Annotated in this window: 9 protein-coding genes; 4 read left to right on the top strand and 5 right to left on the bottom strand. The window is 57.5% G+C overall.

Annotation, left to right across the window (positions count from 1 at the left end; all coding sequences use genetic code 11):
* Positions 1–42: 42 nt before the first annotated feature.
* The 3 genes from KW828_RS17815 to lptF form a co-directional block, all read right to left on the bottom strand.
* Entirely contained in the window at positions 43–1,686 is a 1,644-nt protein-coding gene (locus KW828_RS17815) for a dihydroxyacetone kinase subunit DhaK (protein WP_218337638.1), read from the bottom strand.
* A 117-nt stretch (positions 1,687–1,803) separates the two neighbouring features.
* Positions 1,804–2,886, bottom strand: coding sequence for an LPS export ABC transporter permease LptG (gene lptG, locus KW828_RS17810; RefSeq protein ID WP_218337637.1), 1,083 nt, complete (start codon positions 2,884–2,886; stop codon positions 1,804–1,806).
* Entirely contained in the window at positions 2,886–3,986 is a 1,101-nt protein-coding gene (gene lptF / locus KW828_RS17805; RefSeq protein ID WP_218337636.1) for an LPS export ABC transporter permease LptF, read from the bottom strand. The genes lptG and lptF overlap by 1 nt, the downstream gene beginning before the upstream one ends.
* 265 nt (positions 3,987–4,251) lie before the next feature.
* On the opposite strand from lptF, the gene pepA reads away from it, so the two are divergent.
* From pepA to KW828_RS17790, 3 genes are all read left to right on the top strand, one after another.
* Positions 4,252–5,763, top strand: a complete 1,512-nt coding sequence (gene pepA / locus KW828_RS17800; protein ID WP_088220630.1) for a leucyl aminopeptidase — start codon at positions 4,252–4,254, stop codon at positions 5,761–5,763.
* A 118-nt stretch (positions 5,764–5,881) separates the two neighbouring features.
* On the top strand, positions 5,882–6,325 hold the full coding sequence (gene holC / locus KW828_RS17795) for a DNA polymerase III subunit chi (protein ID WP_129361681.1): 444 nt from the start codon (positions 5,882–5,884) through the stop codon (positions 6,323–6,325).
* On the top strand, positions 6,325–9,195 hold the full coding sequence (locus tag KW828_RS17790) for a valine--tRNA ligase (RefSeq protein WP_218337635.1): 2,871 nt from the start codon (positions 6,325–6,327) through the stop codon (positions 9,193–9,195). The genes holC and KW828_RS17790 overlap by 1 nt, the downstream gene beginning before the upstream one ends.
* A 67-nt stretch (positions 9,196–9,262) precedes the next feature.
* Here KW828_RS17790 and KW828_RS17785 read toward each other — a convergent pair whose 3' ends face one another.
* Complete coding sequence (locus KW828_RS17785; RefSeq protein WP_218337634.1) at positions 9,263–10,285, bottom strand: M48 family metallopeptidase; 1,023 nt, start codon at positions 10,283–10,285, stop codon at positions 9,263–9,265.
* Positions 10,272–11,435: a YjgN family protein gene (locus KW828_RS17780; RefSeq protein WP_218337633.1), complete on the bottom strand. Its 1,164-nt coding sequence runs from the start codon at positions 11,433–11,435 to the stop codon at positions 10,272–10,274. Before KW828_RS17780 ends, KW828_RS17785 begins: the two co-directional genes overlap by 14 nt.
* A 212-nt stretch (positions 11,436–11,647) precedes the next feature.
* Between KW828_RS17780 and KW828_RS17775 the strand changes: the two genes are divergently transcribed.
* Positions 11,648–12,160 (top strand): GNAT family N-acetyltransferase, encoded by a 513-nt coding sequence (locus KW828_RS17775; protein ID WP_256350252.1) that lies wholly within the window; start codon positions 11,648–11,650, stop codon positions 12,158–12,160.
* The last annotated feature ends 20 nt before the right edge of the window (positions 12,161–12,180 follow it).

The following is a 12,180-nucleotide window of genomic DNA, read 5'->3' as shown; positions in this document are numbered from 1 at the left end:
GGTAAAACGCCCGGCGGCGCGTAGCTTGCCGGGCCTACGTATTTAGACCTTCTTCAGAGCAGCAAAGACTTCTGCCACCGCGACCGCGCCCGGATCGGTCACGCCTTCCAGATTCTCTCGGTTGACGTAAGACGATCGCCCCGCCCCCGCTTTTTGCATCGACGCAGTGGCTTCTGCGCCCTTTTTCGCCGCACTGATGGCCGCCGACAGATCCCGATCGCGCAGCGCTTCCAGCGCCGGTTGCAGCGCATCAATCAGCGTACGATCGCCCAGATCGGCACCGCCATAATGCTTCATCTGCTTAAGCCCCTTTAACAGCGCCTCCGCCAGCGGCTGACCATCGTTAGTCGCCTGTCCTGCCGCAGTGAAAAAGATCGACATCAGCACGCCGCTGGAGCCGCCCATCACCGTCGCCAGGCGTTCGCCCACCAGTTGCATCAGTTGCCCGGTGTTATCGAGCGGCAGCTTGCCGTTCGCCAGCAGTTGCGCCACGTCACGCGCGCCTTCGGCAAAGGTTGAACCGGTATCGCCGTCGCCGACTTTGGCATCCAGCGCGTTCAGGCGGTTCTCAAGGCCAATCAGCGTGTCGGTGATGGCCTGTACCAGCGCCTTCACCTGCGGGTTCTCGGACGGGTGGATCTCCAGGTTTTCGTGAATAGCGTGGTGGCTGACGGTGCGCATCGGCGCGAAGACAACCGGCTTTTGCCAGCCGACGGTTTCAACATCGGCGCACAGCGCTTTTTCAAAGGTGTCGTTCAGGCGCAGCAGCGACAGCGAGAAGCCTTTCATATCCAGCGAGCTGACCAGCGGCGCAGGGCCAATCAGATAGGCAATCTGATCTTTTAACGCCGAGTGCGCCAGCTCTTTGGTGAGCAGCGCCATTTCCAGCGCGGAGACGCCGCCGAGGTTGTTGATCAGCACCGCCACGCGGTCGTTGCCCGCCTTCTCTTTTAACGGGCCGACCAGGGTGTCGATCAGCGTTTTGCTGTTGTGCGTGTCGACGGTAGTGGCACCGGGTTCGCCGTGAATGCCCAGCCCAAGCTCCACCTGACCGCGCTGAATGCGGTTCTCTTCTTCGCCGTCGCTGCCCGGCAGGTTGCAGGTTTCCATCGCAAGACCAAGGCTCCAGACGTTGTCACTGGCCTGCTGCGCCAGGTCGCGCACTTCGCTGAGAGATTGGCCCTGTTCGGCGGCGAAACCGGCTACTTTATGCACCAGCGCCGTCCCGGCGATGCCGCGCGGCTGTTTGTTGTCCGGCAAAGCGATGTCGTCGGCGACGATCACCATCTCGACTTTCAGGCCGTAGCGCTTGGCTTTTTCTGCCGCAAGGCCGAAGTTCAGGCGGTCGCCGGTGTAGTTTTTGACGATCAGCAGACAGCCGCGATCGCCGGTGACCGCCACGATGGCGTTCAGCACCGCGTCCACGCTTGGCGAGGCAAACACATCGCCGCAGACCGCCGCGGTCAGCATACCTTTGCCGACAAAGCCCGCGTGCGCCGGTTCATGGCCGGATCCGCCGCCGGAGATCACCGCCACGCGGCTTTTGCTCCAGTCGCTGCGGGCGACTACGCGGATAGCGGGATCAATATCAAGGCGGACGAGATTGGCATGCGGGGCGGAAATGACGAGGCCTTCGATGGCGTCGTTGACCAGCTGTTTGCGGTCATTAAAGAAAAATCTGGACATAACTACCTGATATTTTTGTTAACCGTATGCAAAGCATAGTCGGCGTAGCAGAAGACGTCCCAAAGTACAGAATTATCGGGGGGATGCCCCTCTCCGGTACAGAGAGGGGGAAGCGGATCAGGAACGCCGCAGCATCAACCACAGGCTGATGGCGAAGAACGATGCGCTAGGCAGCAGTGCGCCGATAAGCGGCGGTATGCCGTAAACCAGCGTCAGCGGGCCGAAGATCTGATCCAGCACGTAAAACACGAAGCCGAAGCTGATACCCGTCACTACGCGCACGCCCATCGGCACGCTGCGCAGCGGACCGAAGATAAATGACAGCGCCATCAGCATCATGACCGCCACCGACAGCGGCTGGAAGATCTTGCTCCACATGTTCAGCTCATAGCGCCCGGAATCCTGGCCGCTGGACTTGAGGTATTTCACGTAATCGCGCAGACCGCTGATCGACAGTGCATCCGGATCCAGTGCCACCACGCCCAGTTTGTCCGGCGTCAGGTTGGTTTTCCAGGAACTGCTGACGGTCTGCGAGCCGGTCACCTGTTTCGGATTGGTGAGGTTCGATTCGTCCACCTGCGATAAACGCCAGACTTTCGCTTTCGCATCGAAGGTCGCAGAAGCCGCGTAACGTACGGACTGCAAGCGGCGCTGATCGTTAAAGCCGTAGATGCTGACGCCGCGCAGGGAAGCATCGCCGGTCACGCGCTCAATATAAACAAAGTTATTGCCGTCTTTCGCCCACAGTCCCTGCTGCGTGGAAAGCAGGGAGCCGCCATACAGCTGCTGCGCGCGATAGTTACGCGCCATCTGCTCGCCCTGCGGCGCCACCCATTCGCCCATCGCCATGGTCAGCAGCACCAGCGGGATAGCGGTTTTCATCACCGACAGCGCGACCTGCATACGGGTAAAGCCGGACGCCTGCATCACCACCAGTTCGCTGCGCTGCGCCAGCATCCCCAGTCCCAACAGCGCGCCCAGCAGTGCCGCCATCGGGAAGAAGATTTGAATGTCTTTCGGGACGCTCAGCAGGGTATACATCCCAGCGCCCAGCGCATCGTAACTGCCTTGCCCGGCGCGTTTTAGCTGATCGACAAATTTGATGATGGCGGAGAGCGACACCAGCATGAACAGCGTCATCATGATGGTGGTGAAAATGGTTTTACCGATATAGCGGTCAAGTACACGGAATGCCTGCATTATACCGCTCCTTTACCCGTGAAACGGGCGCGCAGACGGCGCATCGGCACCGTGTCCCAAAGATTCAGACCTATCGCCAGCGCCAGATACAGCAGGTTGACGACCCACATCCAGATCAACGGATCGATTTTCCCTTTCGCCGCGTTCGATTTCAGCGAGGTTTGCAGCAGGAAGAACACCAGATACAGCAGCATCGCCGGCAGCATCGAGAGTACGCGACCCTGACGCGGGTTGACTACCGACAGCGGTACGACCATCAGCGCCATCATAAAGCACGCAAAAATGAGCGTTAAGCGCCAGTGCAGTTCGGCGTTGGCTCGATTGTTATCGGTGTTGAGCAGCGTGCTCATGCCCATTTGTTCGGTATCGTCTGGATCAAGCGCCACGGTCTGATGACCGATAATCGCCTGATAGTCCTGGAAATCGGTAATGCGGAAGTCGCGCAGCAGCGCGGTCCCTTCGAAGCGCGTACCTTTGGAGAGCGTGACAACCTGCGAGCCATCCTTTTTCTGCGACAGTTCGCCGGAATCCGCGACCACCACTGACGGGCGAGCGTTGCCTTTCGGACGGATCTGCGCGAGGAAGACGTCGTTAAAACGGCTGCCGTCCACGCTTTCAATAAACAGTACCGAGCTGCCGTCGGTGGCTTGCTGGAACTGGCCCTGTGCCAGCGCTGCCAGCCCAGGATTCGCTTTGGCTTCCGCCAGTACCTCATCCTGGTGACGCGCCGACCACGGCCCGGCCCACATAACGTTCACTGCCGCCACGATGCCGGTAAACAGCGCGAGGATCATGGCGGCTTTCACCAGCACGGCCTTGCTCAGGCCGCAGGCATGCATCACCGTGATTTCGCTGTCGGTGTAGAGTTTACCCAACGTCATTAACAGCCCGAGGAACAGGCTGAGCGGCAGGATCAGCTGCGCCATTTCAGGCACGCCCAATCCCAGTAAAGAGAGCACCAGGTTTGTCGGGATCTCACCGTCCACCGCCGCGCCGAGGATCCTGACCAGCTTCTGACAGAAGAAAATCAGAAGCAGGATGAATAGGATCGCCAACTGGCTTTTGAGCGTCTCCCGCACCAAATATCTTATGATTATCACTTTAAATACGCCCGTAAAAACCCGTTTTTTGCAGGAAAATCGCTTGTTTCATGGCTTAAACGTCATTTATTCTCTTGAGTCGTTGAAATCATCGCTAAGATAACAAAACTAAGCGGATTCGCGGTTTAGAATAAGTTCTGACGTGTTGAGCCGTAATAACGTTAAGATTAACACGAAGTCACCGCAACAGCGGACATGAGTTACTAAAGCTTGCAATTCTATCCGTAGCCATGGCTGTTGTCTTTAAGATTCAGGAGCGTAGTGCATGGAGTTCAGTGTAAAAAGCGGTAGCCCGGAGAAACAGCGGAGTGCCTGCATCGTGGTTGGCGTATTTGAACCTCGCCGACTTTCTCCCATCGCCGAACAACTCGATAAAATTAGCGATGGCTATATCAGCGCGCTGCTGCGTCGCGGCGAACTGGAAGGCAAACCGGGACAAACGTTATTGCTTCACCACGTTCCAAATGTGCTTTCCGAACGTATTTTGCTGATTGGCTGTGGCAAAGAGCGTGAACTGGATGAGCGTCAGTATAAGCAGGTTATTCAGAAAACGATAAATACCCTGAATGATACCGGCTCTATGGAGGCCGTGTGCTTCCTGACTGAACTGCACGTCAAAGGCCGTAACACTTACTGGAAAGTCCGCCAGGCGGTGGAAACCGCCAAAGAGACGCTGTACAGCTTCGATCAGCTGAAAACCACGAAAAGCGAGCCGCGTCGTCCACTGCGTAAAATGGTCTTCAACGTACCGACCCGCCGTGAGCTGACCAGCGGCGAGCGCGCCATTCAGCACGGTCTGGCGATTGCCGCCGGTATTAAAGCGGCGAAAGATCTCGGCAATATGCCGCCCAATATCTGTAATGCGGGCTATCTGGCTTCTCAGGCGCGCCAGCTGGCGGATTCGTTCAGTAAAAACGTCGTCACCCGCGTGATTGGCGAGCAGCAGATGCGCGAGCTGGGCATGCACTCTTATCTGGCGGTCGGCCAGGGGTCGCAGAATGAATCCCTGATGTCGGTTATCGAATACAAAGGCAGCAGCGATGAAGACGCGCGGCCGATTGTGCTGGTGGGTAAAGGCCTGACTTTCGACTCCGGCGGTATCTCCATCAAGCCTGCCGAAGGCATGGACGAGATGAAGTACGACATGTGCGGCGCAGCAGCGGTGTACGGTGTAATGCGGATGGTCGCGGAACTTCAACTGCCGATTAACGTGGTCGGCGTGCTGGCGGGCTGTGAAAACATGCCGGGTGGACGGGCCTATCGTCCGGGGGATGTACTGACCACCATGTCAGGTCAGACGGTGGAAGTGCTGAATACCGACGCCGAAGGCCGTCTGGTGCTGTGCGATGTGCTGACCTACGTGGAACGTTTTGATCCGGAAGCGGTGATCGACGTGGCGACCCTCACCGGTGCCTGCGTGATCGCGCTGGGCCACCACATCACCGGGTTGATGTCGAACCACAATCCGCTGGCGCACGAACTGATCGGCGCGTCCGAACAGGCGGGCGACCGCGCGTGGCGTCTGCCGCTGGCCGATGAGTTCCAGGAACAGCTGGAATCCAATTTTGCCGATATGGCGAACATTGGCGGCCGTCCTGGCGGGGCGATCACCGCGGGCTGCTTCCTGGCGCGCTTTACCCGTAAATATAACTGGGCGCACCTCGACATCGCCGGTACCGCATGGCGTTCCGGGAAAGCCAAAGGCGCAACCGGTCGTCCGGTGGCGCTGCTGTCGCAGTTCCTGCTCAATCGTGCGGGTTTTAACGGCGACGAGTGATGTAAAGTGCCGGGTGGCGGCTTCGCCTTACCCGGCCTACACGCCACTCAACCGTAGGCCGGGTAGGCAAAGCGCCACCCGGCTTTGCATTTAAATCCACGACAAGAAGCCCCATATCATGAAAAACGCGACGTTCTACCTTCTGGACAATGACGACACCGTAGATGGCCTCAGCGCCGTTGAGCAACTGGTGTGTGAAATTGCCGCGGAACGTTGGCGCAACGGCAAGCGCGTGCTGATCGCCTGTGAAGATGAACAACAGGCGATCCGTCTTGACGAGGCCCTGTGGGCGCGTCCGGCGGAAAGCTTTGTGCCGCATAATCTGGCGGGGGAAGGACCACGGGGCGGCGCGCCGGTGGAAATCGCCTGGCCGCAGAAACGCAACAGCAGCCCGCGCGATCTGTTAATCGCTTTACGCGTTAACTTTGCAGATTTTGCCACCGCTTTCACAGAAGTGGTAGACTTCGTCCCCTACGAAGAAACTTTGAAACAACTGGCCCGCGAGCGCTATAAAGCCTATCGCCTGGCTGGTTTTAACCTGAATACGGCAACCTGGAAATAATGGAAAAGACATATAACCCGCAAGATATTGAACAGCCGCTTTACGAGCACTGGGAGCAGCAGGGCTATTTCAAACCAAATGGCGATGAAAGCCAGGAAAGCTTCTGCATCATGATCCCGCCGCCGAACGTCACCGGCAGTTTGCATATGGGTCACGCCTTCCAGCAAACCATCATGGACACCATGATCCGCTACCAGCGTATGCAGGGGAAAAACACCCTGTGGCAGGTCGGTACCGACCACGCCGGTATCGCCACGCAAATGGTGGTGGAGCGCAAAATTGCCGCCGAAGAAGGTAAAACCCGCCACGATTATGGCCGCGATGCCTTTATCGAAAAAATCTGGCAGTGGAAAGCAGAATCCGGCGGCACCATCACCCGCCAGATGCGCCGCCTCGGTAACTCCGTGGACTGGGAGCGCGAGCGCTTCACCATGGACGAAGGCCTTTCCAATGCCGTGAAAGAAGTCTTTGTGCGCCTGTATAAAGAAGATCTGATTTACCGTGGCAAGCGCCTGGTGAACTGGGATCCGAAGCTGCGCACCGCTATCTCCGATCTGGAAGTGGAAAACCGCGAGTCGAAAGGCTCGATGTGGCATATCCGCTATCCGCTGGCTGACGGCGCGAAAACCGCCGACGGTAAAGATTATCTGGTGGTCGCCACTACCCGCCCGGAAACCCTGCTGGGCGATACCGGCGTGGCGGTGAATCCGGAAGATCCGCGTTATAAAGATCTGATCGGCAAATTCGTGATGCTGCCGCTGGTGGATCGTCGTATTCCGATCGTTGGCGATGAGCACGCCGACATGACCAAAGGCACCGGCTGCGTGAAAATCACCCCGGCGCATGACTTTAACGACTACGAAGTGGGTCGTCGTCACCAGCTGCCGATGATCAACATCCTGACCTTTGACGGCGACATTCGTGACGTGGCCGAAGTGTACGACACCAAAGGCAATGAATCCGACGTTTACTCAGGCGCTATCCCGGCGCAGTTCCAGAATCTGGAGCGTTTTGCCGCCCGTAAAGCAGTAGTGGCGGCCATTGATGCCCTCGGCCTGCTGGAAGAGATCAAACCCCACGACCTGACCGTGCCTTACGGCGATCGTGGCGGCGTGGTGATCGAGCCGATGCTGACCGACCAGTGGTATGTCCGTGCAGACGTGCTGGCAAAACCGGCGGTAGAAGCGGTAGAAAACGGCGACATCCAGTTTGTACCGAAGCAGTACGAAAACATGTACTTCTCCTGGATGCGTGACATTCAGGACTGGTGTATCTCCCGTCAGCTGTGGTGGGGTCACCGTATTCCGGCATGGTACGACAACGATGGCAACGTCTACGTTGGCCGCACGGAAGAAGAAGTACGCAGCGAAAACAATCTGTCTGCCGACATCGCCCTGCGCCAGGACGAAGACGTGCTCGACACCTGGTTCTCCTCCGCGCTGTGGACCTTCTCCACCCTCGGCTGGCCGGAAAACACTGACGCGCTGCGCCAGTTCCACCCGACCTCGGTGATGGTGTCCGGCTTTGACATTATCTTCTTCTGGATCGCGCGCATGATCATGATGACCATGCACTTCATCAAAGATGAAAACGGCAAGCCGCAGGTACCGTTTAAAACCGTCTACATGACCGGTCTTATCCGTGATGACGAAGGCCAGAAGATGTCCAAATCCAAGGGCAACGTCATTGACCCGCTGGATATGGTGGACGGCATCTCCCTGCCGGATCTGCTGGAAAAACGCACCGGCAACATGATGCAGCCGCAGCTGGCGGAGAAAATCGCCAAGCGTACCGAGAAACAGTTCCCGGACGGCATCGAACCGCATGGCACCGACGCCCTGCGCTTCACCCTGGCGGCACTGGCCTCTACCGGTCGTGACATCAACTGGGACATGAAGCGTCTGGAAGGTTACCGTAACTTCTGTAACAAACTGTGGAACGCCAGCCGCTTTGTGCTGATGAACACCGAAGATCAGGATTGCGGCTTCAACGGCGGCGAACTGACGCTGTCGCTGGCAGATCGCTGGATCCTGGCCGAGTTCAACCGCACGGTGAAAGCCTACCGTGAAGCGCTGGACAGCTACCGCTTTGATATTGCCGCGGGCATTCTGTACGAGTTCACCTGGAACCAGTTCTGCGACTGGTATCTGGAGCTGACCAAGCCGGTAATGAACGGCGGTTCTGAAGCGGAACTGCGCGGCACCCGTAATACGCTGGTGACGGTGCTGGAAGGTCTGCTGCGTCTGGCGCACCCGATTATTCCGTTCATCACCGAAACCATCTGGCAGCGCGTGAAAGTGCTGAAAGGCATCACCGCTCTTTCTCCTCAAAACGAAAGCATCATGCTGCAACCGTTCCCGCAGTTTGATGCGGCACTGGCAGACGAGGCGGCGCTGGCAGATACCGAGTGGCTGAAACAGGCGATCGTCGCGGTGCGTAATATTCGCGCTGAGATGAACCTCTCCCCTGCCAAACCGCTGGCATTACTGCTGCGTGGTTGCAGCGAGGCGGTGATCCGTCGCGTGACGGAAAACCGTAGCTTCCTGCAAACGCTGGCGCGTCTGGAAAGCATCACCGTGCTGCCTGCCGACGATAAAGGGCCGGTATCGGTTACCAAAATCGTTGACGGTGCCGAGCTGCTGATCCCGATGGCCGGTCTGGTGGACAAAGCCGCGGAGCTTGAGCGTCTGGCGAAAGAAGTGGCGAAGATCGAGCAGGAAATCGCGAAAATCGAAAGCAAACTGGGTAACGAAGGTTTTGTGGCGCGCGCGCCGGAAGCCGTGGTCGCCAAAGAGCGTGAGCGTCTGGACGGATTTGCCCAGGCCAAAGCGAAGCTGATTGAGCAGCAGGGCGTGATTAGCGCGCTGTAAGCTTTTATCGCCAATAAAAAACCGGGCATCTGACAATGCCCGGTTTTTTTATGCGTTTTAATGCGTTTTATTGCGCGGCGTTGCGGATGGTTTCCAGCCGCTCCTGCATCGCCGGATGCGTGCTGAGCCAGTCCGGGAGCGCCCGCTTCTCGTCATCCTTGCCCTGCTCGCCCAGCGCGGTGAAGATTTGCAGCATCGCGCTTAATGGTCGTCCCTGGCGTTGCATCTCCTCCAGCGCGAAACGGTCGGCCTCGCGCTCCATGCGGCGTGAAAAGCGCATCTCGTTCACCAACACCGCCGACTGTAACAGGGTATCGCCGATCCCGCTGACGTCGCCCATCACCCACATCAGGGTGATGGAGATCAGCGATGAGCGCACCACCATCTGCATCGAATGTCGGTAACGGTAATGGCCGATCTCATGCAGCATTACGGCGGCCAGCGCATCGTCGCTTTTCGCCAGTCGCACCAGCTGGTCGCTGAGCATCATGGTGCCGTCCGGCAGCATCAGCGCATTCGCCCCGAGCGGGAAATGCATGATGCGCAGGCGCAGGCCGGTCTGCCCGCGCATATCCGCAGGGATCACCGCCCGGAACAGCGTCTGCAACTGCTGCTGACGCGCCGTACTCAGTTTGCTCTCCGTCAGCCCCTGCTCTTCCAGATAAGTCGCGCTGTAGCGGCCAAGCTGCTGCTCGATACTGACCGGCAACTGGCTGGCAATCACGCCGCTCAGCCACGGCAACAGCACCCAGACGTAAAACACGCCCACCAGCACGGTGGCGAACAGCATCGCCACCACGCCACGTTTGTGCTGCTCTAACCGGTGGACCAGCCCCGGACGCCGGTGACGGAAATACCACTGGCGAAAGGTTTTATCGTCACCGGGCGCAAAGCGGCCACCGTCGGCAAAGGTGAGGGACAACGGAATATGTCCCAGCGCCTCTGACACCGTCAGCGCCGCCAGCGGATACGTTTCGTCGCCGCTGTCCCGATGCAGCGTCACCGCCCCGTCATGCAACGTCAGACGGGCCGCCTCACGGGCAGCCCGACCGGGATACTGATAAAAGCCGCTAAGATCAGAGGCCGACATTGATATCCAGAGCCTGCACCAGTTCTTCCGTCACGGCCGCAGGCGCTTTCTCGCCATGGGCGTGCACGGTCAGCTGATCCAGATCGCCTTCCACTTCCAGCGTTTGCAGCACGTAGCGCGCATGACGCACATGGGCAAATGGCGACGCAATGCCTAAAGAGAAGATGACGATCAGCGCATTGGTGAACAGCAGGCCGAGGTAAGAGGTGAATTTCATGCTGGAGTGCAGACGCAGTGCGCCGCCGTTCAGCGTGGTCTGCTTCGCTACGTAATTACGGTGCGCGACAATCAGCCAGGCCGCCGCCATCATGCCGCCTGCCAGCGCCACCACATAAGCCAGAATAATCAGGCCAATATTGCTGAGCACCATCATGGCGATCGCATCTTCAGTGCCGCCGTATAAGCTTGCCTGCATGATGGAGTAAAACATTTTGGCGAAAATCAGTCCGAGAATAATCAGCACCGGCACCACAAAGAGCGCGGCTTTAAACGCCATTTTGACAAAGGCGTCTTTATTCATGTCGCCTTTGAACGCGGCATCGCCAAAGAACATATTATTCACGTAGAGGTCGTAGGTCAGCGCGGAATTAACGCCCTGGATGAGGATCGCGCCCGGTACAAAAATCACCACCATCAGCAGAATACCCAGCATCGGGTTGGTGAAGAAATTCAACAGCGATACGACAACAATCAGCGCCGCGAAAGCCAGCAACGGAAAGCCGAGGAATACCCAGTAGGCGCGACCGACACGGCAAAGGTAGTTAAAACGCACACCACGGTAGCTGGACATAATGGCATTGAAGCGCCAGCTGCGGATAATAATCCACGGCAGCAGCGCAATGAACGCCAGCATGATCACCATTCCCAGCACTTCACTGGCCAGGAAACAGAGGTAGAAAATAACGATGCCCACGAAGGCAATGATACGGCCAATCAGAATTTGCATCGGGCGGGCATGGTAATCAAAACGATCGCCAGCCAGTTCGGTATTACCGTAGAAATAACGGTAGGTTCTGACTTTTGCCCACGCCGAATATATGCCAAGGGTAATAACAGACAGGAAGATATTCACCAGCCATATTGCAAAATAGTTGCCGCCATCTCCGTGAAACTTGATTTGATGACGCTGAGTTTTTGTTAAGGAATCCATACTTTTTCGTCCTGAAATGAATGATTAAAACCCTTATTAAAAGGGGGAATTAACGTCACGCAGCACAATGTCCTGCGCCGTACTTCATTGCCGTATATCGGCAATAAAATGGAAAAATGTTAAGGCTGGCTTTTATTTTTCATCTCGCAAGGTCTGTTTTATAGTGGGGCCTGTCCACAGACTTTTACTGTCCCACGTTTCCAGGTTATCCCATGCAGAATAATGCACACAGTATGACAGGCGAATTACGGCTTCGCCCTCTCCAGGAAAAAGATAATCCGGCCATTGCCCGCGTGATCCGCGAGGTGTCGGCTGAATTCGGACTGACGGCGGATAAGGGCTACACCGTTGCCGATCCAAATCTGGATGTCTTATTTCAGCTCTACAGCCAGCCCCGCCACGCTTACTGGGTCGTCGAGCAGGACGGCCAGGTGGTAGGCGGCGGTGGCGTCGCGCCGCTGAGCTGTAGCGATCCGGACATTTGCGAACTGCAAAAAATGTATTTCCTGCCGGGCATTCGCGGTAAAGGACTGGCGCGCCAGCTCGCCCTCGCCGCCCTCGATTTCGCCCGTGAGCAGGACTTTACCCGCTGCTATCTCGAAACCACCGCCTTTCTTAAAGACGCCATTGCGCTGTATGAGCGCCTGGGTTTTACGCACATCGACACGCCGCTGGGCTGCACCGGCCACGTGGACTGCGAAGTGCGCATGCTTAAGTCTTTGTAAATGCTGGTCATCTGGCCCTC

Origin of the sequence: Enterobacter sp. ENT03, assembly GCF_019218745.1 — a bacterium.
Taxonomy (GTDB): Bacteria; Pseudomonadota; Gammaproteobacteria; order Enterobacterales; family Enterobacteriaceae; genus Enterobacter_D.
Note: the sequence above shows the minus strand (reverse complement) of the source record. Positions and strands in the feature narration are given on the sequence as shown.

Bases quoted from the DNA above. Each gene is read 5' to 3' on its own strand.
- KW828_RS17815 (WP_218337638.1), bottom strand. From the start codon at position 1,686: ATGTCCAGATTTTTCTTTAATGACCGCAAACAGCTGGTCAACGACGCC.
- lptG (WP_218337637.1), bottom strand. From the start codon at position 2,886: ATGCAGGCATTCCGTGTACTTGACCGCTATATCGGTAAAACCATTTTC.
- pepA (WP_088220630.1), top strand. From the start codon at position 4,252: ATGGAGTTCAGTGTAAAAAGCGGTAGCCCGGAGAAACAGCGGAGTGCC.
- holC (WP_129361681.1), top strand. From the start codon at position 5,882: ATGAAAAACGCGACGTTCTACCTTCTGGACAATGACGACACCGTAGAT.
- KW828_RS17790 (WP_218337635.1), top strand. From the start codon at position 6,325: ATGGAAAAGACATATAACCCGCAAGATATTGAACAGCCGCTTTACGAG.
- KW828_RS17785 (WP_218337634.1), bottom strand. From the start codon at position 10,285: ATGTCGGCCTCTGATCTTAGCGGCTTTTATCAGTATCCCGGTCGGGCT.
- KW828_RS17780 (WP_218337633.1), bottom strand. From the start codon at position 11,435: ATGGATTCCTTAACAAAAACTCAGCGTCATCAAATCAAGTTTCACGGA.
- KW828_RS17775 (WP_256350252.1), top strand. From the start codon at position 11,648: ATGCAGAATAATGCACACAGTATGACAGGCGAATTACGGCTTCGCCCT.